21 protein-coding genes are annotated in these 26090 nt (G+C 37.2%); 10 read left to right on the top strand and 11 right to left on the bottom strand.

The window, feature by feature from the left end; all coding sequences use genetic code 11:
* Window positions 1–252 carry a hypothetical protein gene (locus tag IEV69_RS04595; protein ID WP_188439927.1) on the top strand — a complete coding sequence of 84 codons (252 nt, stop codon included), beginning with the start codon at window positions 1–3 and terminating at the stop codon, window positions 250–252.
* Here IEV69_RS04595 and IEV69_RS04590 read toward each other — a convergent pair.
* Entirely contained in the window at window positions 249–1094 is an 846-nt protein-coding gene (locus IEV69_RS04590) for a UbiA prenyltransferase family protein (protein WP_188439925.1), read from the bottom strand. The genes IEV69_RS04595 and IEV69_RS04590 overlap by 4 nt on opposite strands.
* A gap of 94 nt (window positions 1095–1188) precedes the next feature.
* Between IEV69_RS04590 and gcvP the strand changes: the two genes are divergently transcribed.
* From gcvP to IEV69_RS04555, 7 genes are all read left to right on the top strand, one after another.
* Window positions 1189–4038, top strand: coding sequence for an aminomethyl-transferring glycine dehydrogenase (gene gcvP, locus IEV69_RS04585; RefSeq protein ID WP_188439923.1), 2850 nt, complete (start codon window positions 1189–1191; stop codon window positions 4036–4038).
* Between the two features lie 183 nt (window positions 4039–4221).
* Window positions 4222–5286 (top strand): 3-oxoacyl-ACP synthase III family protein, encoded by a 1065-nt coding sequence (locus IEV69_RS04580; RefSeq protein WP_188439921.1) that lies wholly within the window; start codon window positions 4222–4224, stop codon window positions 5284–5286.
* A gap of 26 nt (window positions 5287–5312) precedes the next feature.
* On the top strand, window positions 5313–6239 hold the full coding sequence (locus IEV69_RS04575) for an FkbM family methyltransferase (RefSeq protein WP_188439919.1): 927 nt from the start codon (window positions 5313–5315) through the stop codon (window positions 6237–6239).
* A 273-nt stretch (window positions 6240–6512) separates the two neighbouring features.
* Complete coding sequence (locus tag IEV69_RS04570; protein WP_188439917.1) at window positions 6513–7310, top strand: helix-turn-helix domain-containing protein; 798 nt, start codon at window positions 6513–6515, stop codon at window positions 7308–7310.
* Window positions 7311–7415: 105 nt separating this feature from the next.
* Complete coding sequence (locus tag IEV69_RS04565; RefSeq protein WP_188439915.1) at window positions 7416–8393, top strand: c-type cytochrome; 978 nt, start codon at window positions 7416–7418, stop codon at window positions 8391–8393.
* Between the two features lie 31 nt (window positions 8394–8424).
* Window positions 8425–9351, top strand: a complete 927-nt coding sequence (locus IEV69_RS04560; RefSeq protein ID WP_188439913.1) for a hypothetical protein — start codon at window positions 8425–8427, stop codon at window positions 9349–9351.
* A 42-nt stretch (window positions 9352–9393) separates the two neighbouring features.
* Window positions 9394–10242, top strand: a complete 849-nt coding sequence (locus IEV69_RS04555) for a glycosyltransferase family 2 protein (protein WP_188439911.1) — start codon at window positions 9394–9396, stop codon at window positions 10240–10242.
* 22 nt (window positions 10243–10264) lie between these two features.
* On the opposite strand, the gene pafA is transcribed toward IEV69_RS04555, so the two are convergent.
* Entirely contained in the window at window positions 10265–11926 is a 1662-nt protein-coding gene (gene pafA, locus IEV69_RS04550; protein WP_188439909.1) for an alkaline phosphatase PafA, read from the bottom strand.
* A 181-nt stretch (window positions 11927–12107) separates the two neighbouring features.
* Between pafA and IEV69_RS04545 the strand changes: the two genes are divergently transcribed.
* Both IEV69_RS04545 and IEV69_RS04540 read left to right on the top strand, forming a co-directional pair.
* Window positions 12108–12845, top strand: coding sequence for an MlaE family ABC transporter permease (locus IEV69_RS04545; protein WP_188439907.1), 738 nt, complete (start codon window positions 12108–12110; stop codon window positions 12843–12845).
* Window positions 12845–13612 (top strand): ABC transporter ATP-binding protein, encoded by a 768-nt coding sequence (locus IEV69_RS04540; RefSeq protein WP_188439906.1) that lies wholly within the window; start codon window positions 12845–12847, stop codon window positions 13610–13612. The genes IEV69_RS04545 and IEV69_RS04540 overlap by 1 nt, the downstream gene beginning before the upstream one ends.
* A 1-nt stretch (window position 13613) precedes the next feature.
* On the opposite strand, the gene IEV69_RS04535 is transcribed toward IEV69_RS04540, so the two are convergent.
* The 9 genes from IEV69_RS04535 to porU all read right to left on the bottom strand — a co-directional run bounded on the left by IEV69_RS04535 (window position 13614) and on the right by porU (window position 26050).
* The gene (locus IEV69_RS04535; RefSeq protein WP_188439904.1) at window positions 13614–15014 is read right to left on the bottom strand and encodes a DUF389 domain-containing protein; all 1401 of its coding nucleotides are present in this window, start codon (window positions 15012–15014) and stop codon (window positions 13614–13616) included.
* A 12-nt stretch (window positions 15015–15026) separates the two neighbouring features.
* A complete protein-coding gene (locus IEV69_RS04530) occupies window positions 15027–16064 on the bottom strand; it encodes a mannose-1-phosphate guanylyltransferase (protein WP_188440239.1) in 1038 nt (345 codons plus the stop codon).
* A gap of 57 nt (window positions 16065–16121) precedes the next feature.
* Window positions 16122–16727 (bottom strand): SprT-like domain-containing protein, encoded by a 606-nt coding sequence (locus IEV69_RS04525; RefSeq protein WP_188439897.1) that lies wholly within the window; start codon window positions 16725–16727, stop codon window positions 16122–16124.
* Entirely contained in the window at window positions 16728–17447 is a 720-nt protein-coding gene (locus tag IEV69_RS04520; RefSeq protein ID WP_229741330.1) for an SDR family NAD(P)-dependent oxidoreductase, read from the bottom strand.
* Between the two features lie 83 nt (window positions 17448–17530).
* A complete protein-coding gene (locus IEV69_RS04515; RefSeq protein ID WP_188439895.1) occupies window positions 17531–19201 on the bottom strand; it encodes a pyruvate dehydrogenase complex dihydrolipoamide acetyltransferase in 1671 nt (556 codons plus the stop codon).
* Window positions 19202–19204: 3 nt separating this feature from the next.
* Entirely contained in the window at window positions 19205–20206 is a 1002-nt protein-coding gene (gene pdhA / locus IEV69_RS04510) for a pyruvate dehydrogenase (acetyl-transferring) E1 component subunit alpha (RefSeq protein ID WP_188439893.1), read from the bottom strand.
* 259 nt (window positions 20207–20465) lie between these two features.
* Window positions 20466–20951 carry a cytidine deaminase gene (gene cdd / locus IEV69_RS04505; RefSeq protein ID WP_188439891.1) on the bottom strand — a complete coding sequence of 162 codons (486 nt, stop codon included), beginning with the start codon at window positions 20949–20951 and terminating at the stop codon, window positions 20466–20468.
* A gap of 105 nt (window positions 20952–21056) precedes the next feature.
* Window positions 21057–22211: a type IX secretion system outer membrane channel protein PorV gene (gene porV / locus IEV69_RS04500; RefSeq protein ID WP_188439888.1), complete on the bottom strand. Its 1155-nt coding sequence runs from the start codon at window positions 22209–22211 to the stop codon at window positions 21057–21059.
* A 35-nt stretch (window positions 22212–22246) separates the two neighbouring features.
* The gene (gene porU / locus IEV69_RS04495) at window positions 22247–26050 is read right to left on the bottom strand and encodes a type IX secretion system sortase PorU (protein ID WP_308420130.1); all 3804 of its coding nucleotides are present in this window, start codon (window positions 26048–26050) and stop codon (window positions 22247–22249) included.
* Window positions 26051–26090: the final 40 nt, after the last annotated feature.

Here is a 26090-nt window from a genome sequence, read left to right as displayed (position 1 = left end):
ATGAAGAACAAGTTATTCATTAGCTGTCAAGAAGCTGCACACCGCATTGACAAAGCACAATATGGTGAAGCCACTTTTTGGGAAAAACTCACTTTTAAAATCCACAATTTATATTGCAGGCTTTGTCACTTTTATGCTGTTAAAAACAAAAGGCTCACCGGTCTTCTTAAATCTGATGAACTGCATTGCCTCACCAAAGATCAAAAAACAAAAATGAAAGAAAAACTGGCAGATACTACATCAAATTCTTAAAATACCAACTCCAAAATCAACCAGGCAATGGGAATGGCTTCCACCCAGAAAGCTGTAAAGTAAAAAGACCGCTTTTCACTGCTGTACCACAATGTGAGGCTTGTTGCAAAAAGGATAACGAAAACAACCCAAAGGGAATTATTGAATAATGTATGGAAGTAAATTTCAGCCAAAGCCAAACTCCCCAAGAGGACGCTTCCAAAAAGTTTGGTTTTAAAAACCCCCAATTGTTGCGGTATTGTTACCAATGAAATAGCATCCACACGCATATCCCTTATTTCAAAAGGCAGAATTAATACAATCACCCAAAAAAACCGCAACAAACACAAAAGCAAGATAGTACTCTCTATATCGGTTTCTCCGTAAAAAGCTGGCATTAATACTGTGGTTAAAACCAAAACAAGGGCGATTAAAACCAGTTTCATTCCGGGGATGGAGCGGAAATTTTTCCATTTTCGCTTTAGCGGAACGGCATACAGCAATGTCAAAAGCCCTGAAATTACTGCGATAAACTGGATAGAAACCGGCAGGTGCCAAAAGAAAAAAACCATGGCAAAAAAAGCAAACAAGGAGAATAGCTGGATGGTTTTTAAGCTGTTTGTTAAACGGCGGTGGTACCATTTGGCAATACCCGCATATTTTACAAAATTGTATCCGGTAATAGCTGCTGTAAAGACGAAGCCCATCAAATAAAAGTCTGGCCTTATGTTTAAGTAAGTTCCGGAAAGTAATGTTAACGATACTATGGCCAGTGCAACATGAATACTGCTCTGAATATAGAAGTTGAAAAGAATTCTGTAAACATTCATAAAACAAAAATAGGCATCTTGTTCATAACCCATTCTTTCAGTTGAAAAATTAATGGAATTCTATGCTTTTCGTCATAAAAATTTCAACTTTAAAATCGTATTTTTGCGTCCTTAAAATCATATCTTTATGAATACAGATTCTTTCGCATTAAGACACATAGGTCCCAGAGAACACGATGTGGCTGATATGCTTCAAACCATAGGTGTTGATTCTATAGACCAACTCATCTATGAAACCGTCCCCGACGATATTATCCTTAAAAAAGAAATGAATTTGCCACGCGCCCTCTCAGAGCAGGAATACCTTGCTCACATTGGTGATCTGTCAAATAAAAATAAAATATTTAAAACCTATATTGGTTTAGGGTATCACAATACAAACATGCCACCGGTAATTCAACGAAATATCCTTGAAAACCCGGGTTGGTATACAGCTTACACACCTTATCAGGCAGAGATTGCACAGGGACGTCTCGAAGCCCTTTTGAACTTTCAAACTATGGTTTCTGATTTGACCAAAATGGAACTGGCAAACGCTTCCCTTCTTGATGAATCGACCGCGGCGGCAGAAGCGATGGCGTTGTTATTTGCCGTGCGTGACCGTCAACAACAAAGAGACGGCGTTGTTAAGTTTTTTGTTTCGGAAGAAGTATTACCTCAAACGATCTCTTTATTAAAAACCAGGGCCATTCCCATTGGAATAGAATTGGTTGTTGGGTGTCATAAGGATTTTGACTTTTCGACAGATTTTTTTGGCTGTTTGCTTCAGTATCCCGGAAAAAGCGGGATGGTCTATGACTATGCAGACTTTATCGAAAAGGCAAAATCAGCTTTCATTAAAATTGCCGTTGCTACAGATATTTTAAGTCTCGTAAAATTAAAAGCTCCCGGCGAAATGGGCGTAGATGTTGTTGTGGGAACCACTCAGCGTTTTGGGATCCCCATGGGCTATGGCGGACCTCACGCAGCTTTTTTTGCTACTAAAGAAGCTTACAAACGTGACATTCCCGGAAGGATTATCGGGGTGACCAAAGATACAGACGGCAACCGTGCCCTGCGTATGGCTTTGCAAACCCGTGAGCAGCACATCAAGCGTGACCGGGCTACTTCAAATATCTGTACTGCTCAGGTTTTATTAGCGGTGATGGCCGGCATGTATGCCGTTTATCACGGCCCCAGAGGATTGAAATATATAGCCGATAAAGTGCACAATACAGCTTTCACTACTGCTAAAGTTCTTGAAAAGCTGGGAATAAAACAAACCAATGCGACTTATTTTGACACGATTCAGTTAAAGGCTGACGCCGAAAAAGTAAGAACCATTGCAGAACAAAACGAAGTCAATTATTACTATCCGGATGCTGACACGGTTGTAATTTCGGTAAACGAAACGACCACGATAGACGATATCAATCAAATCATTGCTATTTTCGCGAAAGCGACCTCGCAAGACGTCTTTGAAGTAGATTCTTTAACTGAAGGCAAAGCCATACCTGAAAGCGTTATCAGAAAAACCGATTTCCTTACACACGAAATATTCAACACCTATCAATCTGAAACAGATATGATGCGCTATATCAAAAAACTGGAGCGTAAAGATTTGTCATTAAACCACTCGATGATTGCTTTGGGAAGTTGTACCATGAAATTGAATGCGGCTGCAGAAATGCTTCCGTTAAGTGACCCACAATGGGGCAATATGCATCCTTTTGTCCCGACAAATCAGGCTGAAGGCTATCAAACTGTCTTAAAAAACCTCGAAGATTACTTGACGGAGATTACCGGTTTTGCTGCAACTTCGCTTCAACCCAACTCAGGTGCTCAAGGTGAATTTGCCGGCTTGATGGTCATCAGGGCTTATCACGAATCCCATGGTGATTACCACAGGAACGTTTGTATCATTCCCTCCTCTGCACATGGCACCAATCCGGCATCCGCTGTAATGGCGGGTATGAAAGTGGTTGTTACAAAATCAACTGAAGAAGGTAACATTGACGTAGATGATTTACGAGAAAAAGCAGAGACATACAAAGACAATCTTTCATGCCTGATGGTAACATATCCCTCTACGCACGGGGTATATGAGGCGGCTATTAAAGAAATAACTGAAATTATTCACGACAACGGTGGACAGGTATATATGGATGGTGCCAATATGAATGCCCAGGTGGGATTGACCAATCCAGGAGCAATTGGCGCAGACGTGTGTCACCTTAATTTACATAAAACCTTTGCCATCCCACATGGCGGTGGCGGACCGGGTGTTGGGCCTATTTGTGTGGCCCCGCAACTCGCCCCTTTCCTTCCCGGAAACCCCATCATCAAAACGGGAGGGGAAAAAGCGATTACAGCAATATCTTCGGCCCCTTATGGTTCATCACTGGTATGTTTGATTTCCTATGCTTACATCAGGATGCTGGGTGTGAGGGGGCTTAAAAAAGCCACTGAATATGCTATTTTAAATGCCAATTATATGAAAGAGCGTTTGAAAGGGCATTATGAAACCTTATATACCGGCGAATGCGGCAGGGCAGCTCATGAAATGATTTTGGATTGTCGTCCGTTTAAACAAAATGGAATAGAAGTGGTAGACATTGCCAAGCGCTTGATGGATTATGGTTTTCATGCACCCACGGTTTCCTTTCCGGTTGCCGGAACCTTGATGGTTGAACCCACGGAAAGTGAAAGTAAAGCGGAGCTCGACCGCTTTTGTGATGCGATGATTTCCATTAGAAAAGAAATCAATGAAGTCACATCTGACAATTTGAACAATGTTTTGAAAAATGCTCCCCATACATTGCAAATGTTAACTACGGATACTTGGGATTTTCCTTATACAAGGGAGCAAGCAGCATTTCCATTAGATTTTATTTCTGATAATAAATTCTGGCCTAGTTGCAGACGTGTTGATGAGGCCTATGGAGACAGGAATCTGATCTGTACCTGTGCACCCATTGAAGATTATATGGATGCTTAAATAGAGATAAAATAGTATTTTGAAAAGTGCTTTTTGAAAATTAACAAAAAGCACTTTATTTTTTTAAAAATCTGAATTTTAAATACTTATATATTAAATTAGGCTTAATTTTTATTAAATATTATTAAATCTTAAGGCATTTTGTTGATTAATTAGTAACTTAGAACCAAAATTAAAATCCCTATGGACGCAACCGTGAAAATAACGGGAATAGGAAGTTATATTCCTGATACAATTGCAACCAATGAGTCTTTTATTTCCAACCGCTTTTTAAATGAAGATGGTTCTGAAATCAAAGACCCCAATCCTGTAATTATTGAAAAATTTAAAGCGATTACAGGAATCAATGCAAGAAGATACATTGAAAAAAATCTCGTCACTTCAGACATTGCTTTTTTTGCTGCAGAAAAAGCAATTGCTCATTCAGGAATTAATCCTGAAACCATAAATTATATAATTGTAGCACACAATTATGGAGACGTTAAACATTTGAGCAATCAAAGTGACACTGTGCCCAGTTTGGCTTCAAGGGTAAAGCATTTACTACAGATAGAAAATCCTCGATGTGTTGGATATGATGTGCTTTTTGGTTGCCCGGGTTGGCTGGAAGGAGTAATTCAAGCCAATGCATTTATTAAAGCCGGAATAGCTGAAACATGTTTAATCATTGGTGCTGAGGCATTATCAAGAGTGATCGATCAGCATGATAGAGATTCTATGATTTACAGTGATGGAGCCGGTGCTGTCATTTTACAAAAGAAAAAAGAATCTGGTGGTATAATTTCCCATGAAACAGTCACACATACCAGGGATGAAGCGCACTTCATCTATTTTGACCGAAGCAACCAAAAGCAAGAAAGTGACAAAATAAGATACATAAAAATGTATGGAAGAAAAGTCTATAATTTTGCCTTGACCAATGTTCCTTTAGCAATGAAAAGCTGTTTAGATAAAAGCGGTGTTTCTATATCTGACATCAAAAAAATATTTATCCATCAAGCCAATGAAAAGATGGATGAAGCTATATGCCAGAGGTTTTACAAACTTTATGACATGGAAATGCCTAAAGATATCATGCCTATGAGCATTGGCGAATTGGGCAACAGCAGCGTGGCTACCATACCAACCCTATTGGATTTGGTTTCCCGAAAAAAAATGAGCAATCACGAGGTAAAAACAGGAGATCATGTCATTTTCGCAAGTGTTGGAGCAGGCATGAACATCAATGCAGTAGTGTACCAATTCTAATATTCCTTCTTTTACAAATCCTTTAAATGAGTTTTCAAACACTATTCTACAGAATAATTTATCAAAGCCACATAAATTACTGTATTAGGAACATAAATGTAGCATTTAAAAGACTCCTCCCCGATAGTATAAAAATACCACCATCTGGTACAATGAAATGTAAGACAGATTCCGGCATTATAAAAATTTCGACTAACCCTACTAGCTATCTAACACAAGTACTTTTTTGGAAAGGATATAAAGGTTTTGAATACTCAGAAATTTTTGAAAAACTATCCAAAAAAATCTCCAGTTTTATTGATATCGGGGCGAACATTGGTTTTTATTCTCTTCTTGCTACAAAATCTAATATCAATATTAAAGTTTATGCTATCGAGCCAGCAAATGGTGCTTTTGCCTATTTAATGAAAAATATCTTCCTCAATAATTTTGAAAATGCAATCAATGCTCATAAATTAGCTATTTCATCAAAAAAAGGTGAAATTGAATTTTTTGAAGTCCAAAGCAATAAATACCCTTATTTAAAACACACATTATCTGGGGAAAATAATATAGGAACCAAAACAACGTCAAGGAATTTCATCTCCTATAAAACAGATAGTGTAACCTTAAGCTACTTTATAAAGCAACAAAATATAACTACCATTGACTTAATAAAAATTGACACTGAAGGAACAGAAGAAGATATTCTCAGCTCCGGCTTTGAACAAATTAAAAAATTTACACCTATAGTTATCTGTGAAACACTTTTCAACACAACAGAATACAAATTAGAAAATTTTTTCAAGAAATTAGATTATAGTTTTTACAATCATAAAGTGTCAAAAAACATAAACGGTTTGGTAAAGGTGAATACCATCCAAAGAACAAAAGACGATGGTATAAGAAACTGCTTTTTTGTACCCAAAAACAAAGAGCATTATATTTCAGAATTTGTCATCGATAAAATTTGAGATGTTACTTTCACCCTTTTGAACCCTGGTAATTTGATTGGCTTTTGGAAAAAACGGGTTGGGAAATAAAACAAACCACCACCTTCACAGACCCTGTTAAGAAAATAGGTGTTCGCCCGTTATTCAGGCTCTTTACACCGAGATTTTATTTGGTTTATGCCTTTAAGAGATTATTAACTTTCTGTCCTTCAGTCCTTACTGTTTCAATTTTAAATAATTTATTATATCTTTAAATCTCAAACGCTTTACTTAAACCTAGCTGTAATTGCTGAGATGAAAGGAATTTTAAATATAAAAAGACTAACAAAAGATATCAACTTTAAAACCTCTAATGAGGTGTACAGGGTATTTTGGTTTTCTGAAGGTTTGGATAAAGTGAAAATTGATGGTGAAGATATTTCCGGCTATCCAAACCTAATCATATTTACAATCCCAGAGAAAAATATTGAACTCCATTGTCAACATAATATGTGTGGCTGGGTATTGGAATTTAGCAAAGACTATTTCGATTTACTGGGTTTTGAACCCTTGATTATTAAAGACGCTATGATCTATTATGCAATGGGTCAAATACCAAAAATTGTTTTAAGTCCAAAAATTGGTTTGCGGGTTCAGGCTATGTTTGAAATGATTGATGAAATGTCAGGCTCAAATATTCCAAATAAAGAAAACGGGATGTTTTCTCTCCTAAGAACAATTTTGATTTATTGTGACAGCAAGTGCAATATCAATCCCAATAAAGATCAAAACTCACACGAACTCAATACAGTTTTGACATATAAAAACCTGGTTTCAAAACATTACCACAAATGGCATAAGGTAAGTGACTATGCAGATGCAATGCATATTTCATCAAAATATCTCAATCAACATGTCAAAAATGTAATGGGTGTCACAGCAAAACATCTCATTAAAGAACAATTATTGATGCATGCCCGTCGCGATTTAAAATTTACTGACAGAAGCATCAAAGAAATAGCACTTTACTTAGGGTTCAATGAACCCTTTCACTTTAGTAACTTTTTTAAAAAAAGCACGGGAATAGCTCCTAGCGATTTCCGCATAGTATAAATAAAAGCCCCTCATTTTCCATTTTTTATATGGGATACTGCCTTTTTTGTATGGAAAAACAGTGTTTATACCTTCATCTTTGTATAACCATAATAACCCATTACAATGAAAAAAACATTAAAAATTGCAGGGTATCTTCTTTGCACTATAGGGGTTCTTCTCCTCATTGCGGTACTCTTTGTCCGTTTTGCTCTTCCCAATGTAAGCGATGCGCCTTATATTGAAGTCGAGGCTTCTGTTGAAAATATAGAGCGCGGCAAATATCTGGCATATCATGTGATGATGTGTGCCGACTGCCATTCTGAACGTGATTTCTCAAAGTTTTCAGGTCCGCCCACACCCGGAACCGAATTTGTGGGTGGAGATATTTTCGACCAATCCATGGGTTTCCCCGGAAAGTTTGTTTCATCAAATATAACTCCCCATGGTATTGGTGACTGGACAGATGGTGAACTCTTCAGGCTGATTACTACAGGAGTAAAACGCGATGGTGAGCCTATTTTTCCCGTGATGCCCTATCACAATTTTGGTAAACTTGACCCTGAAGATATAAAGGCTGTGATTGCATTTTTACGAACATTGGAACCCGTGGAGAGTAATCACCCAAAATCGGAAGCAGACTTTCCTTTTAATTTCATTTTAAGAACCCTTCCCAAAGAAGCAGAACTTTCAACCAAACCTCCAAAAACAGATCGTGTTGCCTATGGCAAATATATGTTTACCGCAGCGGCCTGTGCCGAGTGTCATACCCAATTTGAAAAAGGAAAATTTACAGGTCCTTTAGGTGGTGGTGGACGAAAATTTCAGTTTCCCGATGGCAGTGTTCTTAGAACACCTAACCTCACGCCTCATGAAACGGGCATCAAAAACCTCAGCCGTACAGATTTCATCCATTTATTTAAAAAATATGAAGATTCCACCTATGTGATTCCCGATGTAAAACCCGGTGAATTCCAGACTTTAATGCCTTGGGCAATGTATGCAGATATGAAGACCGAAGATATCAGTGCTATTTATGACTATTTAAAAACACTGGAGCCTTATGAAAATGTTGTGGAGCGATTTACACCGGCAACAAACTAAAAGAACCAATACTGAACGAAAACAAACAATTATGAAAAATTTGAAATTATTAAGTTTATTAACAATCTTATTTATTTTTAATTCCTGTTCAAATGATGATGACAGCGCGCCTCAACTTTCTGAAGAAGAGCATATAGCACAAATGATACAGGAAGTAAAAAGCACTACTTCATCGTTTAACAACATCAACACTGCGATGAATGCCGGTTGGGATACAGATCTGTCAGGCTGTGTGGAACACCCTACTGCCGGTGGTATGGGGCATCACTACGCCCGTTTAGAATATATGGATGGAAGGGTCAATCATCTTGAACCACAAGTTTTGCTGTATGCAATGAATGAAAATGAAGAAATGGAGTTTCTGGGAGTTGAGTATATCGTTCCCTTTGAAATTTTACCTGCCGATGAAGAGCCTCCGGTTTTATTTTATCAAGAATTTCATGCTAACCAGGAGTTGGGTATTTGGGCACTGCACGTTTGGACTGAAAAAGAAAACGCCAACGGCATCTTTGAAGACTTTAACCCCACTGTAAGTTGTGATAACTGGATCAACTACCTCATCAACCAGGTACGGACAGAAACTGCAGCCTACGTTGATTTTAACACTGCTACAAACGCCGGATGGGATACAGATTTGTCAGGCTGTGTGGAGCATCCCTCTGAAGGCGGAATGGGTCATCACTTTGCCCGATTGGAATATATGGATGGTCGCGTGAATCATCTGGAACCCCAAGTGCTTCTTTTTAATCCTGATGAGAATGACGAAATGGAATTTTTAGGGGTAGAATACATTGTGCCTTATGCAATTCATCCCGCCGATGCTGAACCGCCCCTGTTGTTCAATCAGCAATTTCATCAAAACGAACAACTTGAAATCTGGGCGTTGCATGTTTGGACCGAAACAGAAAACCCCAGTGGTATTTTTTATGACTGGAATCCCAATGTGAGTTGCAATTAAAATTATACGTAATTTTGGAAGGAACTTTTGAACCTTTCTGAATTGAAATTTTATATTGTCATTCCGGCACATAACGAAGCCGAGTACATTCAGGAGACTTTGATGTCTTTAGCCAACCAGACACTGCTTCCGAAGAAAATTGTAGTTGTGGATGACCATTCCACAGACGCTACTTCGGAAGTAATATCTCGTTGTACTAAGAAGTTTCCTTTTATACAATTAGTGAATATCACTTCTCAAGATAAACACCTTCCAGGAAGCAAAGTCATCCATGCTTTTTACAAAGGGTTTGAAACCTTAGACGATGATTATGACATTATCTGTAAGTTTGATGCCGACCTGATTTTTCCTGAAAATTATTTAGCAAAAATAGCTGAAATTTTTACAAACAATCCCAAGTGCGGTATGGCGGGAGGGTTTTGTACTATTAATAAAAACGGTAGTTGGGAGATAGAAAACCTCACCAACAAAGACCATGTTCGCGGGGCACTAAAAGCTTATCGAAAAGCGTGTTTTAAAGACATTGGCGGGTTAAAGCCTGCCATGGGATGGGACACGGCCGATGAGCTTTTGGCTCAATTTCACGGTTGGGAAGTGATTACGGAAGCTTCACTTTTGGTAAAACACTTAAAGCCCACCGGAAAAACCTATGATAAAACCGCCCGCTACAAACAAGGTGAAGCGTTTTATCGAATGCGTTATGGATTTTGGTTAACGACAATTGCTTCTCTCAAGCTGGCTTTAAAAAAGGGAAAACCATTTTTAACACTTGATTATCTTAATGGTTATTTTAAAGCGAAAAAAAACACTTCTCAATTTCTTGTTTCAAAAGATGAAGGCTCATTCATACGTAAATTGCGTTGGGAAAAAATCAAGCATAAGTTTATTTAATAGGTTTGATAAAATTATAAACTTACTCAAACAACTCCGTCAACACCCTGCCAGTAGAACCATTGGGTCTTGCGATACCCAAAAGTGCCGAAAGTGTGGGTGTAATATCAGTGATTTCAGATTTTTGATAGGTGTGTCCTTTTTTGATGCCGTTTCCAAAAAAAATAAGTGGCACGTGGGTGTCATAGGTAAAACCGCTGCCGTGTGTGGTCCCTCCATTTTCATACCATGTGGATATCACGGCCGGGTCCAAAACAAAAACCAGATCACCGCTGCGTTTTTGGTTAAAACCATTTTGGACTAAATAACCTGTATCACGGTTATAAGTATTTCCCTCGAGATTTTTTCTTGTAAATACTTTATCTATTTGAGGATAAGTCAGGATAAAATCTGCCAGTGTTTGTTGAACGTCTTCCGATTTTAAGTTTTTTGTTTTCAAGGCTTCTTTATTTAAAAAAACCTGATTGCTTTGAATTTTTTCAATGAGATCAACAGAAAAAGTATAGACAGAGAACTCTTTGAGTTGGGTTTCAAGATCAGACCGATTAAAAAACCCAGCCGGGATGTTTTGTGACTGTAAATAATTGGGATTGTGAACAGCCCCGTGATCTGCCGTCAAAAAGATCAGGTAATTATTTTTTCCGACTTCCATATCTAAAAATTTAAGTAACCGCTCTATTTCAAGATCCAATCTCAGGTAATTGTCCTGAACCTCCACTGCATTGGGACCAAATGTATGCCCAATATAATCAGGACTGGAATAACTGATGGCAAGAAAGTCTGTGATGTTGTTTTTTCCTAATTGTTCACCATCGATAGCTGCCATTGCAAAATCAGTGGTAATGTTATTGCCAAAAGGGGTTTCTTTTATGATATCAAAATTTCCGTTATCAAGGGCTAAAGATTTAAGATCATAGGGGAAAACCGAATTCTCCACCCCTTTGAATTTGTCTTCATAAGGAGATAAGTCGGGTCCGCTTTCAGTATAAGTTTCTAAGGGATATAAGGTGTTCCAGGTATCATTCAAATAGCTTTCCGCTATGCTTGATGTATTGAAATGCTGCACCCAAGCCGGGAGGCTTTTCATATAAAATGAGCTTGAAATCCAGTTTCCTTCTTTTTTGCCGTGAAACCAGTAAGCAGTACCACTGTGGCCTGCGGGCAATATGGCACCACGGTCTTTTATTGAGATTCCGATAACTCTTGATTTTTGTTGTGTATGAAGTCGCAATTGATCTGTGATGGAAGTGGTTTTCATCCGGTGGGGTGACATTTTTCCGGCGTTATGAGTTGTGCCTACAGGATTGACATCATCGTCCTGAGCACAGTAAACACTTTGTTTGATTTCTTTGTCATACCAATCGTTTGCAATTATCCCATGAATTGCGGGATATGTTCCGGTATATACTGAAGCGTGACCGGGTCCGGTATAAGTGGGAATGTAATTGAAGTGATTGTTTTTAAATTCAAACCCTTCATTCAACAAGCGTTTAAAACCCCCTTCTCCATAGCGGTCATAAAATCGTGTAAGGTAATCATAGCGCATTTGGTCAACTACGATTCCTACTACAAGTTTTGGATTTGATAAGGACTCATTGTCTGAAGATATAGCTGAATTGTTTTGTGAAAAACAAAAGTTAGAAAATACAAGGGTGCATAAAAAAGCGAAAAAAAGATTGTTCATTATTAAAATTTTCTCCCACAAAAGTACAAAGCAGGTTTGAACTAAAGTTTACTTAATAGTTAAATCCTGACCGATAATTTTTGTTACTTTAGCAATAATAAATTGAGTAACTAGTTTTTGATAAAAAATGTTTTTAATTCCGGGGTAGATTGTATATTTCCTGTTATTATAGGATGAATTTATGAAGTATTTAAGAGATATTGGGTCTTATTTTATAATGTTGAAACAGGTATTTATCAGACCTACCAAGACATCTGTATTAAAAAACCTGATTTTTAAAGAGATTAATGACTTAATAGTCAATTCATTGGGCATTGTTGTGTTTATCTCATTTTTTGTGGGGAGTGTAATTGCTATTCAAACTGCGCTTAACATGGACAACCCTTTGGTTCCAAAAAGTTTGATTGGTTTTGCAACAAGACAATCTGTGTTGCTAGAGTTTGCCCCCACTTTTATCTCAATCATAATGGCCGGAAAGGTGGGTTCATTTATTACTTCAAGCATTGGTTCTATGCGTGTTACTGAACAAATAGATGCATTGGAAGTTATGGGAATCAACTCTTTGAATTATCTCGTTTTCCCAAAAATAATTGCTTTATTGTTTTATCCTTTTATCATCATTATTTCTATGACTATGGGAATATTTGGCGGTTGGATTGCAGCTGTTCAAGGGGGGTATAGCAGTGCTTCAGATTTTGCATTAGGTCTTCAGGAAGACTTTGTGCCTTTTCACATTGTCTATGCTTTTATAAAAACTTTTGTATTCGCAATAATCTTGGCGACAGTACCTTCCTGGCAAGGTTATTATATGACCGGTGGTGCTCTGGAAGTTGGAAAAGCAAGTACCAATTCGTTTGTCTGGACAAGTGTCTTGATCATTCTTGCTAATTTTATAATCACTCAAATGCTTTTAGGTTAATGATTAAAGTTATAGACATACACAAAAGTTTTGGAGACGAAGAGGTTTTAAAAGGTATTTCAACCACTTTTGAAAAAGGAAAAACCAATATTATTATTGGTCAAAGTGGGAGTGGTAAAACAGTTTTTATGAAGTGTTTGCTTGGCCTATTTGAGCCGGATTCCGGAGAGATTATTTATGAAGGCACTGCGATTCAGGATATGGACAAAGACGAGAAAAGTGAATTGAGAAAGCAAATGGGCATGCTTTTTCAGGGTGGAGCCTTGTTTGATTCTATGAATATTGAAGAAAACGTTATGTTTCCTCTTTTGATGTTCAGCAAAAAAAGTAAGCCTGAAATGCTTGACAGGGTCAATGAGGTTTTAAAAAGGGTAAACTTAGTGAACGTCAACAAAAAATTACCTGCTGAAATTTCAGGTGGGATGCAAAAGCGTGTAGCGATAGCAAGGGCAATTGTAAACAACCCAAAATATTTATTTTGTGACGAACCCAATTCGGGGCTTGACCCGAGAACAGCTACTGTGATTGACAACCTAATTCAGGAAATAACCCAAGAGTATGATATCACTACTGTGGTGAACACACACGATATGAATTCAGTGATGGAAATTGGGGAAACAATAATTTTTCTAAAAGATGGTAAATTGATGTGGAGCGGAGATAAAACCAAAATATTTAAAACTGACAATGAAGCTGTTACTGACTTTGTATATTCATCAGATTTGTTTAAAAAAATTAGAGACGCCCAGCAAAATGAATCAAAATAGTTTAATCGTTTTGTTCCCTGATTTCAATATTTGATTTATTCAACTTGAATTCCAACCAATTTTTTATTTTTTCATTGTTGGTATTTTTAAGTTGTCTTGAAACATTTCTATTCCAAGAAACCGTAAATACCGGAATCGTATCAATTTCCTGAAAATTGGAAACCAAGGTATTTGAAAATGATATTGAACTTAAATCTTCGTAGTTAATTTTAATTTCCTTAATCAATTCTTCAAAGGGAATATCGCCTGTTGTAAGGTTATTTATTTGGTTTTCCAAAGTTTTGATTTTTGTTTCCCGGGCCTCCAGAGTTTCAAGGTTTTTAGAAAACATCTCAGAAAGTGTCACATAGTTTGTTGAAGAAAACTCGGTATCATCTTTTGTTTGTCTAATTTCAAGGCTTACATCTTTAAAATCCTTATCGTTTAAAAGTTTTGTTTGCCAGGTATTGATAACTGGCTCAGGTACAGCTTCACCTCCCAAATAAACCGTGATTGTTTTATTGTCATAATTACTATCATAACGAAATAAGTATGAATCTTCATAAACTATGTTTTCCGTAATAAAATTATCTACATTGCTTGAGAAAATCTCTTGCTGCAAAAGTTTCCAAAACAGTAAGGTGCTTGGAATCATTACAATCACAGCAATTGCTGTGGCAATTTGTGCTATTCTTTTACGGCGCTTTGAATTGGCGTATTTTACCAATGGAAACCCTAACAGTTTAGATACAACAAAAGCAGACAAGGCAATAAAAATCGAATTGATGGTAAAGAGGTAAAATGCCCCCCCAAAATATTCAAAATTTCCTACTGCAAGTCCATATCCTGCAGTACATAATGGTGGCATCAAGGCAGTGGCAATTGCCACACCAAAGATGACACTGGCAATGGTTCCTTTTTTGGTTTTTGCAACAATCAATGCCAAACCACCAAAAATAGCGATCAATACGTCCAGTATCGTGGGATAGGTTCTGGCTTCCAGTTCCGGTGTTAATTTTGTTAGGGGTGAAAGCAAAAAGTATAAATAGGCTGTTAGAATACTCAAGCCAATCATTACTCCAAGGTTTACAAGGGAGCGTTTTAAAGTATCAACATCGTTAATCGCCACAGAAAGTCCAACCCCCACAATTGGTCCCATTAGAGGAGAAATTAACATCGCACCAATTACAACAGCAGTGCTACTTACATTCAATCCAATGGATGCCACAAAAACAGAAAAAATCAAAATCCAGGCATTGTGCCCTTTGAATGAAATTTCTTTCTTTATGGTTTCTACAGTTTCCTCTTTATCAGTATCATGGCGTATATCCAGCAATTCTGAAAGAAATATTTGAATGCCTTCAAAGGTACCTTTGGCGTTATTCTTTAATTTTTCTGTAGAATTGGTTTCGCTTGTATCCATAGTTTCATCCAATTAATTGAACTTTTTCAAGGCAATTTCGCGCATTTGCTTAATTTCTTGTTCTTTTTCTTTCGGTACAATAATAAGTGTTTTTCCATTATCTACGATAATATAATCCATTAAATTACTTAGCACGACTTGTTTGTCTTTTTCAGTGTGGATAATATTATTTTTTGATTCTAAGAATAGTGCATTTGCACCTACTGTCACGTTGTTTTGTTCATCTTTGGGGAGTTTATCATAAAGGGAGCCCCATGTTCCAAGATCGTTCCAATCAAATGTCGCCGGGAGCATATACACATTTTCTGCTTTCTCCAATATGGCATAATCTATAGATATGTTTTCTGCTGAAGGATACTTTTCTTTGATAAATGTTTCCTCTTCTGAAGTATTGTAGTTACTGATGCCAGACTGAAACAATTGGTGCATTTGTGGTGCAAATTTTTCAAAAGAACTGACAATGCTTTTTACGCTCCAAACAAAAATTCCGGCATTCCACATAAAGTTGCCGGCGGCTAAAAATGTTTTTGCAGTACTATAATCCGGTTTTTCAGTAAACCGAAGTACTTTTTTTATTTCCTCAGGTGTCTTTTCAAATTCAATATACCCATAACCAGTATTCGGGAATGTGGGTTGTATGCCCAAGGTCATTAACACGTTATTTTTGCTACAGTTTTCAAAAGCGGTGGAAATGTTTTCATTAAAAGCGTTCTCATCTTCAATCCAGTGGTCGCTGGGAGCTACCATCATGACGGCATTGGGGTTTTGCTTTTGGATTTTTAAAGCAGAAAGTAAAATACACGGCGCTGTATTGCGCATTGCCGGCTCCAGGATCAATTGGTCTTCTTTGACTTCCGGGAGTTGCTTTAACACTAGGTTTTTGTAGCGCTCGTTGGTGAGAATGAGTATATTTTGATTGGGTACAATGGCACTCAGCCTTTTAAAAGTTTTTTGAATGAGTGTGTCACCACTGCCCAACAAATCGTGAAATTGTTTCGGAAATTCCTCAGTACTCACGGGCCAGAACCTTGAACCGATTCCACCTGCCATTAGTACTGCATAATAGTTTTTGTTTTTCAAATCCCAATAGATTAGTTAATATCTTTTTTAGCCTTTTTCAGTAAGCAATTCCACCTCTGCATTTGGATTGAACAAATACATTCTCCCTGATTCCAGTTCAATACCTTCAAAGCGTTTGACCCGTTTGGCGCCTTTTTTAAAAACCCTTCCGTTATACATTTTAAACAACGAACCTTCAGGAATTTCAAAGATATAATTTTTATCGTTGGCAGGGTCGTAATATTTGAGTGCCAAAGCGAGCTTGGCATCAGTATCGCTGCTTGCCTTTGGGTTTTTGAAGTGTTTAGCCACAAGAGGCAAAAGTTTTTGAGGAAAAATTGCCGGATGTATAAACGGCAACATTAATCTTTGGAAAGTATGCTTCCACTCCTGACCGTGAGGTTTGATATTTCTTCCGTACGTCTCAAATGCTTCAAGGTGGGCAATTTCGTGGATTAAGGTTATAAAAAACCTGTATTTATTTGAAGTGGCGTTTACTGTAATTTTATGTTGCCCATTTGTAAGTCTTCTGTAATCTCCATGTCTGGTAACCCTTTGGTTGACAATCTGTAGATACACATTGTTTTTTTTAATCAGTTCAAAAGTTGGTTGAACTGCTTGTGCGGGTATATAGTTGGAAAGGATTTCGGTCATTTATGGTGTACTACTTGAAACTTGCAATATTTTTCCGTTATAAAACTGATGTCCGGTGAGCACAAAAGTTTTGATATACTCTGCCATTTGAGGGGCTGTGAGTGGTGCTTTATAACCGGGGAACGCTTCTTCAAGCATTTCAGTTTGGACGGCTCCCAATGCCAAGGCATTGAACGAAGGTCCTGTTTCTTTATACTCTTCAGCCAATAATTCAGTGAGTGTTATCACTGCACCCTTAGCAGAACTGTAGGCAGCCAATCCGGGGAATTTCATACTTCCCTGTATCCCACCCATACTGCTGATGTTCACAACGTGACCGTCTTTTTGCATAAAGGGAAGAATTGCTTGAGTAATGGCAGCTAAGCCAAAAACATTCACTTGATAGACATCTAAAAAGTCATTTGATGAAAGGCTTTCAAATGGTTTATTCACTATGAGGCCGGAATTATTAATCAACGCATCTACATGAGTCCAGTTGTTTTTCACAAAAGTAACTGCATCTTTAATTTGTTCTTGCTTTGAAAGGTCGCAAGAAAGTGACATAACATTTTCTAAATGTAAGTTTTTGCATGGGACTTCATTTCGCGAAAGCGAAAGAACATTATGCCCTTCTTCTGCGAATTGTTGAACCATTTCAAAACCAATTCCTCGACTGGTACCTGTTATGATTATATTTCTTTTAGCAGCAGTTTTGGCCATCTCGCTATTTAGTTTATCCATTAAGTTTTAATTACGCTTAAAAATAAAAAAATCCCGTTAATAACTTAATTATATACGGGATTTTAATGTTAAAATACATTTTGTTACACAAACATGGTCACCGGATTTTCTATAAATTGTTTTAATGTTTGTAAATAGGCCGAGCCTGTAGCGCCGTCAACTGTTCTATGATCACAGGCGAGTGTTACGGTCATTACATTTCCAACAGCAATTTGACCATTTTTTACAACAGGCTTTTGAACAATGGCTCCTACTGACAGAATAGCTGAGTTTGGTTGGTTAATAATGGATGTAAACTCTCTAATCCCAAACATACCTAAATTTGAAACGGTGAACGTGCTTCCTTCCATTTCTTCGGGTTTTAGTTTTTTATCCCGGGCTTTTACCGCAAGTTCCTTAACATTGATACCTATTTGAGAAAAGCTCATCTGGTCTGCAAATTTTAGAACGGGTACCACCAAGCCTTCATCAACTGCTACAGCAACTCCTATATGGATATGCTTGGCTATCATTGTGGTGTCTCCTTTCCATTGTGAGTTTACTCTTGGGTGCTTCCTCAAAGCCATGGCGCTGGCTTTTACTATCATATCATTGAATGATATTTTTCCTTCGTTCATCTCGTTTATTGCCGCTCTCGAAGCGATGGCGTTGTCCATGTCGAGATCAATGGTAAGGTAATAATGTGGTGCAGTAAATTTTGATTCACCCAAACGCTTGGCTATGGTTTTGCGCATTTGGGAGTTCTTCACTTCTTCAAACTGCTCCTCACCCACAGGTGTATATGATTGTGAACCGGCTCCAGGCTGGTAGTTTTCAATATCTTTTTTTACAATGCGCCCATTTTCTCCACTTCCGTTTACTTGGGAAAGGTTGATGCCTTTTTCCTCAGCCATTTTTTTGGCCAAAGGAGATGCAAATATTCTTCCTCCTGAACTTGAAGTTTGTGTTGAAACTTGTTTTGATTCTGAGGATTTTGATTCGGATTGTTCAGGGGCTTTTGCTTCTGTTTTTTCTTCTGAGGGTTTTGTGGTAGTTTGCTTTTTACCTTCTGAAATTTTCAGATTTTCCATTAATTCTGAAACATCAGTACCTTTTGGCCCCAAAATAGCTAAAATAGAATCAACCGGAGCAGATTCTCCTTCGCCAATTCCAATTTTCAGTAATGTGCCGGTGTAAAAAGACTCAAACTCCATAGTGGCTTTATCGGTTTCGATTTCGGCTAGAATATCACCTTCTGAAACCTCATCCCCTTCTTTTTTGAGCCAGGTTGCGACAGTTCCTTCGGTCATGGTATCGCTTAAGCGTGGCATAGTGATGACTTCAACATCTTCAGGAATATCTGTATTTGAACTTGATTCGTTTTCTTTTGAATCATCATCTGATTCTTCATCAGTTTCAGATTTTTCTTCTTTAGCATCTGAATCTTTTTTATCAGATTTTTCTTTACCGGAATCTTTCTCCTCTTTTTTATCTGAATCTTTTTCTTTTCCTTTAATTAAGTCAGAAATATCTTCATCCTTTTCGCCAATGATGGCCAAAAGGGTATCAACAGGAGCTGTTTCTCCTTCATCCAGGCCAATGTGGAGCAATGTTCCTTCATAGAAGGATTCAAATTCCATGGTGGCTTTGTCGGTTTCAATTTCGGCGAGGATATCGCCTTCTGAAACTTTATCTCCTACTTTTTTTAACCATTTTGCAACCACACCTTCTTCCATGGTGTCGCTGAGTCGTGGCATGTTGATTAATTCTGCCATAATTTATTCAGGTTTATGTGCTAAAAACGGATAATCCTCTTGTTCATATACCGTATCATACATGATGTTATTTTCAGGAAATGGTGATTCTTCTGCAAATTTTTCACATTCTGCCACCCGTTCTTTTACTCTTTTATCGATGGCTTTAATTTCTTCATTGGTCGCATACTTTTTCTTTTGAATCACATCCAGAACTTGTGTTATAGGGTCAATTTTCATATACTCCTCTACTTCTTCTTTAGTTCTGTAGAGTTGTGCATCACTCATTGAATGACCACGGTAGCGATATGTTTTCAATTCTAAAAATGAAGGTCCTTCTCCTTTTCTGGCTCTTTTTATTGCTTCATCCATTGCTTCAGCAACTTTAACAGGGTTCATGGCGTCAACAGCCCCACAAGGCATATCATAGCCCAGACCGAGTTTCCAGATTTCAACGTGGTTTGCGGTTCTGGCAACTGACGTTCCCATTGCATAGCCATTGTTTTCTACACAGAATACAACCGGTAGTTTCCAAAGCATAGCCATATTAAGTGTTTCGTGAAGTGAACCTTGTCTTGCAGCTCCATCTCCAAGGAAGGTCAATGTAACGGCATCCCTTTTGAAATATTGATCGGCAAACGCCAGACCGGCACCCAGAGGTATTTGTCCTCCCACAATACCGTGTCCGCCATAGAAGCGGTGTTCCTTAGAGAAAATATGCATCGAACCACCAAGGCCTTGAGAAGTTCCGGTTGCTTTTCCATATAGTTCAGCCATAACTCGTTTTGGGTCTACTCCCATACCTATGGGTTGCACGTGGTTTCTATATGCAGTAATCATCTTGTCTTTGGTCAAATCCATCGCGTGCAATGAACCGGCAAGAATGGCTTCCTGACCATTGTATAAGTGAAGAAAACCTCTCACTTTTTGTTGTATATATACTTGTGCCAACTTGTCTTCAAACTTGCGCCAGAAGAGCATTTCTTCATACCAATTCAGGTAGGTTTTCTTTGTGATTTTTTTCATTTGTCTGAATCTATATAGAAAACTTTAGTTAATTTTCTTAGTTAAATTTTAAAATATAAATATTGATTGCACAATATCCTAATTTGAAACACAACGATTCATTTAGCTGTTCGTCAACAAAATTTATTGAAGTATTTCACAAAAACACCGGAAGGCAAAAATACTACTTTAGTTAGTAATAAAAAAAGTACTCATACTTAAAAATAACTGAAAGTTAAATTCTGAAAGGAGATTTTGAATTTTGAGCGTGATTGTGCTATTAATCAAGATGTTTTTTATCAAACAATAACGGGAGCAACTCTTTGATGGAATCTGTTTTATAAATATTTCCGGTTTCTCCCATAAAGTAAATTTCAATGGGTTGGTTCTGTTTTATTTCATATTCGGCAATTGCTTGCCTGCAGGAGCCACAGGGAGAAATAGGCTCTTTTATTTCTTGTTTTTCGGAACGTGCAGTAACTACCAATTGAATAATTTTATTTTGAGGGTATTGTGCATTTGCATAAAATACAGCAACGCGCTCAGCACACAACCCTGATGGGTATGCAGCGTTTTCTTGGTTATTCCCGGTTATAACTTCACCATTATCAAGCAACAAAGCCGCTCCGACTCTAAAGTGTGAATATGGAGCATAGGCTCGTTCCCTGGCTTTTTCTGCTTCTAAAAACAAGGAGCGAGTAGTTTCAGAAAGCGCTTCTTTTGAGTTGTAAATAGTGAGCTTAGTTTGTATCTCCAACTGTTTCATATGGCTTAAATTTTGGTGGGTTCTCTAGTACATTATTTCATTTTTGAGGAAAAAAAATCCCGATTTGCAAAATGCAATCGGGATTCTATTTAAATTTTAAGATTATTAGTATTCGACATAATAATCACTATCTCCAAAGTTAAATGTCAATCCAAATCGCAATGTACCTTCTAATGGACTTCTTACGTTTGATGTTGAAAACAAATAAGAAACATCTATATTAATGGATGTGTATTTAAATCCTGCTCCTAATGAAAGGAATTTTCTTGAACCTTTTTCTTCACTTTCATTAAAGTATCCTGTTCTTAAGAAAAAAGAATCCTGGTAAGAATATTCAGCACCTAATGCCCAGGTAAATTCTTTCAATTCCTCGCTAAACCCATCAGGGGCATCACCAAATGATTGAAACACTCCTTTAAAGAAAGTCACATCGTCGTCTTGTCCTCTTATCACGTTACCATCTTCATCTCTCACTGGAGGAGTTGGAACTAATAGTTTATTAACTTCGGCAGTTACACCTACTCTGTTAAAGGCATCTAAGATAAAATCAAATCCACCACCCAGTGCCAGATTTGTGGGTAAAAAGTTTTCCTGGCCCACATCGTCATATTTTATTTTTGGTCCCAAATTGGAGAAATTAAATCCCATTCTCCATCTACCGTCAAATTCGTTGAACGTTAATTCTTCACTCTGATAATAACCAGCAATATCAACTGCAAAAGAACTTCCTGCTGTAGCGTCTTCATCGGCCACTTGCAATTTTAAATCTGATCTTAAGTATCTGCCGGCAACCGCCATAGAGAAACGATCACTTAATCGTAGTGAGTATGAAACATCAAGCGTTAATTCGTTGGGACTTTGTATAAGAGGTTCCTGATCTGCGGTTTCTCTCAATTCAATATCTCCTAAACTAAAATATCTGAAACTTGCAGCTACTGCACTACGTTCATTGAGTCGATTAAAGTAAGTTAAATTTCCTAAGAAGATATCGTTTACAAGTTTACTTAAATAGGGTGTATATGTTACACCAACACCTTGCTTGTAAGTGGAAAAGGCATATTTTGCCGGGTTCCATTGTTGAGAAAAACCATCTACAGAGGTTCCTACACCCATATCACCCATTCCGGCAGCACGTGCATCTGCAGCAATTAACACAAATGGGACTGCGGTTGTTATTACTCTTCTGGGCTCTTGTTCTTCTTGGGCATTTACTTTAAATACTATTAAACATAGTATAACTGGTATCAGTATTCGCTTCATAAATTTCAAATTTTGGACAAATATATATTTAATTTTTATAGGATAACTAATTTTTCAAATTTTTCAACTTTCTTATTGGTTAACGTAGATTTTACCGTTAACTTATATACATACACCCCTTTTCCAATTTTATCACCAAAATCATCAGTGCCATCCCAAGTGATTTCTCTGGAAAGAAAACCCTCTGTATTGACAATTTGATTTCTTGACCAAACGACTTTTCCGGTAACTGTAAATACTTGTACCTGCACTTCAAGAGGTTCAAAAGGACGATTATGATTAAACCAAAACTCGGTATAATTTACAAATGGGTTTGGATAATTTAGTACCCGTTCGATTTTTAAATCATTACTCCCTGCCACTACAAATTGAATTTCGGCGGTAGAGGAGTTGTTGTAAACGTCCCAGGCTTTTAGTGTGAGGGTGTGAAGGCCTTCTTCAAGATTTCTCAATCTATAACTTAATGTACCTTCAGTATAATTATCAACTTCAGACTGATAATAGTCGTTTAAAATATAAGGATTTGCTTCATCTCCATCAATGATTGCTGTTATGTCGTGTCCAATTCCGCTAGCTGTATTTATCCCGTTTTCATCTTGCAATTTTGCTATAAGAATGGGTGAATCATTTGTTGTTCCACCATTTACAAAACTTTCATCATTCATAAAAAGCTGTATGAGTGGTCCTTGATTGTCATCGGGTGCATTTTCATTGATTCCTCCCACGAGAATGTTTTCTGTTGAACCGGTTTGGTTTTCGAGCTCTCCATCTCTTTTAGCATAAAGACTTACTCTTCCATTTCCTACCGGAATTGCAATATCTCTGGGCACCACAAATTCAAATTCAAAGGTTCCGTTTTCAATGGATGCCTGACCATTGAAGATACCTTCACCCAAGGTGTTGAACTCCATGATAATTAAATCTCCATTAGAGTCAGTCACCCCATCATTGCCCAATGTTTGTCTTTGAAGTCTCTTATCAAAAACTTTCGCTTCAAGTGTTCCGTTATAATCAGAAAGTAAATTTCCGTTTGAGTCAACAACTTCCCCACCCATTTTTATTCTGCTAAGTGCTTTCAAGGTATCTGTTGCTTGCCGAAGGGGGTTTCCGTTAATGGTTGTTAAACGTACTTCTTTTTTTGGAAATGCCAGTTGCATTGCAGGGTCTCCAATATAAAATATCACACGTCTGTTTCCATTTGAAATATCATTTTTAGCTCTTCTCAAGGCCTCTGCAGGTGGAATAAATTCTTCTAAAAAATAAGCGTAGAGATATTCACCCAGTTTTTGATTAAAATCTGTTCCTAAACCAACTCCTATTTGTCGTGTTGTAGAAATTAAGGCAATCGCACCGCCTTCTTTGTTTAAATATGTGAATTCTCCGGCTGTTGGTCTTAATGGATTATCAAATCTTGTGAATTCGCAAGTTACTGTGACAAAAAGCGGATAGCGGTTTCGGTTTTGAAGATTTTGAACACTTTCTTTTGTGATGACACGCTCACTAGCCAACCCGTCTTCACCCCCGTGACCAAAATAATTTAAAACCAATGTACCAACATCAATGACATTTTCAATAGCCTCATTTACTTTTGGATAACGGTTTCCACCAGAAGCTGTTTCTTGTTGGTATGAATCACTGTGAATTTTTATAACATTCACATTGGGTCTATTTGCTGAAATTGCATTTCCAAGTGAGTCCAGTCTAAACTGCAAATTTGAATCTGAATTTGTATCTGCATCATCTGAAACAAGCACGAAATTATTTCTCCAGTTCCCAAACGCAACAGCAGACTCATAATTGATGATTTTATTCACCAAATCATTGGCCTGGGTAACATTGTCTGCAATGATTCTACCCACTGCTACGTCGAGCTTTTCATTACTGTTCATATTGCCTTCATTTTCATCCATCATACCATAAAAATCATCAGACATATATGTATTTGATGCTGAAATTGAACCAAATTCTGAATCGTGATAGGTTGGTAAAATATTATTGTTTCCGTTCAATCTATTTTTATAATCTACCGAAGTATCTCCAAAAAGACCCACATACTTCAATCGATTTGTTTCATTTGAAGCATTGTCATAGACATATTTTATTAAATTTCTGATAGCAGCAATGTCTTGTTTACCGGTGCTAAATTCGTTGTAAATTTTATCAGTTGTCACAACTTTAACAGAATATCCATTTCTGGTTCGATGATGATTGGCCAGCTTCAAAGCAGGCTGTAACAGAAAAGGAGGTGTGATAATTAAATAATCAATATCCTGAAAAGCACCTTGTTCATTTTGAAAAATTGTCCCTTTTAAATTTTGATTTTGGACAACCGAATTATTTACACGAGTGGGAGTGAAAAATGCAGTGTTGTGAACTGCGATATAGTTTCTTATTTGCCCCATCTGTGCTTTAAAGCTAAAGGTTTGGGCATTGTCTTGGTTTGAAACTGATGTGATTTGTGAGGTGTTTGTCACCTCCCAAACCTGAGAAAATTGTGAAGCATTTGAAATTTGGTATTCCCCTATTCCTGAAAGCGTCGCTGCTGCATCATATCTAAAAGGAAGTTGTCCTTCTGTTCCTGAAAGCTGTCTCAATGCATTGATGCTTATAAAATCAAGAAATGCGTTGCTTTGGGGGTTCCCTGCGTTGTTATATTTTAAAGTTACTTTAATGGTTTCAGATGGTGCATTTACATTTCCTGAAAACAACCTGCTTGACGCTAAAACAGTGTTGCTTAATGTTCCAAAATTAAATGTATCCTGAAGTTGATCATTTACTTCTACATCCATTGATGTGGTCACCTCTGATGTAGCGATCGTATAAACTTTAATTTCCATGGGTTCACCAACTACGATATTGGGAAAATTAAATTCAAAATCTTGTTCGTTTTCGATATCAAATCGGTTGCTAAACCATCTTCTTCCCACTAATGGCGGGTTGATTTCGTCTTGTTCAAAATATTGATAGTCGTTAAAGCGCGTGATGGTTGTAGAAGGTTCACCGGCAGGTTCATTATAAGGCAACACTCGATTTCCGTTTTCGCCATCGGCTGTTATGAAATAATAAGCATCATTTTCATAGATATTGATATGTGTATTGCTGTCTTCATTCAACTGGTTGTTTTCGCCATAAAACAATATGTAATCATTTGAATCAAAACTTCCATCTTCTTCTCCAACTACTTGTATTGCATTTTGCTTAAGTTCAAAGTCAACATTTTCACTATTACTTAAAGGAAGCATGTTTCCACCATTTCCAACTATTTTTAATTTTCTTGGGTCAATGTTATTTACATCCATCCCCAGACTGTTTAAGAAGTCTCTGTCAATTTTATAAATTCCGGCTTGATCAATTTTAAATTTAAACCATTGTCCAGTGTTTAAAATGGAGTTTGTTACTGAACTACTTCTGTTTAACTGCTGAGCATTATTTTTGGAATAAGCAACATCAAAAGAAACGACCTTTCTGTAAACGCCATTTTGATTGATAACCGGAGTTATTGATAAGGTGGTAAAAATTTCATTTCTTGCTTTATTACTTGAAATTCTTTGATTAATTGAGTTTGGAATTGACTGAACATCTAAATCTGACAACTTATTTTTAGAAATCGTTTGATATTTAATGTTGGAAATCACCAAAGATCCGGGTGTTGCAAAACCGTCATCTTTCCAATGAGTTATATATTCATTCTTTGTGACATTGAAATTTAATGAATTGTCAATAACAGAAGATTGTTTTTGTCCCTTTGAATCACCCCAATCGAGGGTTATTTGCCTGGATTGAGAATACAAACTTGAAAAGGCTACTATAGAAAGTAAAAAAAGAATTTTCTTCATCATCACATAAGTTAACGATATATTAAAGCACTTATTATTATTT

Origin of the sequence: Planktosalinus lacus, assembly GCF_014640155.1 — a bacterium.
In the GTDB taxonomy this organism is placed as follows: Bacteria; Bacteroidota; Bacteroidia; order Flavobacteriales; family Flavobacteriaceae; genus Planktosalinus; species Planktosalinus lacus.
Note: the sequence above shows the minus strand (reverse complement) of the source record. Positions and strands in the feature narration are given on the sequence as shown.

Coding starts and splice junctions, on each gene's coding strand:
- IEV69_RS04520 (WP_229741330.1), bottom strand. CDS start 17,447: ATGGATAAACTAAATAGCGAGATGGCCAAAACTGCTGCTAAAAGAAAT.
- porU (WP_308420130.1), bottom strand. CDS start 26,050: ATGATGAAGAAAATTCTTTTTTTACTTTCTATAGTAGCCTTTTCAAGT.
- IEV69_RS04590 (WP_188439925.1), bottom strand. CDS start 1,094: ATGGGTTATGAACAAGATGCCTATTTTTGTTTTATGAATGTTTACAGA.
- IEV69_RS04595 (WP_188439927.1), top strand. CDS start 1: ATGAAGAACAAGTTATTCATTAGCTGTCAAGAAGCTGCACACCGCATT.
- gcvP (WP_188439923.1), top strand. CDS start 1,189: ATGAATACAGATTCTTTCGCATTAAGACACATAGGTCCCAGAGAACAC.
- IEV69_RS04525 (WP_188439897.1), bottom strand. CDS start 16,727: ATGACCGAAATCCTTTCCAACTATATACCCGCACAAGCAGTTCAACCA.
- IEV69_RS04570 (WP_188439917.1), top strand. CDS start 6,513: ATGAAAGGAATTTTAAATATAAAAAGACTAACAAAAGATATCAACTTT.
- IEV69_RS04575 (WP_188439919.1), top strand. CDS start 5,313: ATGAGTTTTCAAACACTATTCTACAGAATAATTTATCAAAGCCACATA.
- cdd (WP_188439891.1), bottom strand. CDS start 20,951: ATGAAACAGTTGGAGATACAAACTAAGCTCACTATTTACAACTCAAAA.
- IEV69_RS04530 (WP_188440239.1), bottom strand. CDS start 16,064: ATGGCAGGTGGAATCGGTTCAAGGTTCTGGCCCGTGAGTACTGAGGAA.
- pdhA (WP_188439893.1), bottom strand. CDS start 20,206: ATGAAAAAAATCACAAAGAAAACCTACCTGAATTGGTATGAAGAAATG.
- pafA (WP_188439909.1), bottom strand. CDS start 11,926: ATGAACAATCTTTTTTTCGCTTTTTTATGCACCCTTGTATTTTCTAAC.
- IEV69_RS04545 (WP_188439907.1), top strand. CDS start 12,108: ATGAAGTATTTAAGAGATATTGGGTCTTATTTTATAATGTTGAAACAG.
- IEV69_RS04515 (WP_188439895.1), bottom strand. CDS start 19,201: ATGGCAGAATTAATCAACATGCCACGACTCAGCGACACCATGGAAGAA.
- IEV69_RS04580 (WP_188439921.1), top strand. CDS start 4,222: ATGGACGCAACCGTGAAAATAACGGGAATAGGAAGTTATATTCCTGAT.
- IEV69_RS04560 (WP_188439913.1), top strand. CDS start 8,425: ATGAAAAATTTGAAATTATTAAGTTTATTAACAATCTTATTTATTTTT.
- IEV69_RS04565 (WP_188439915.1), top strand. CDS start 7,416: ATGAAAAAAACATTAAAAATTGCAGGGTATCTTCTTTGCACTATAGGG.
- IEV69_RS04535 (WP_188439904.1), bottom strand. CDS start 15,014: ATGGATACAAGCGAAACCAATTCTACAGAAAAATTAAAGAATAACGCC.
- porV (WP_188439888.1), bottom strand. CDS start 22,211: ATGAAGCGAATACTGATACCAGTTATACTATGTTTAATAGTATTTAAA.
- IEV69_RS04540 (WP_188439906.1), top strand. CDS start 12,845: ATGATTAAAGTTATAGACATACACAAAAGTTTTGGAGACGAAGAGGTT.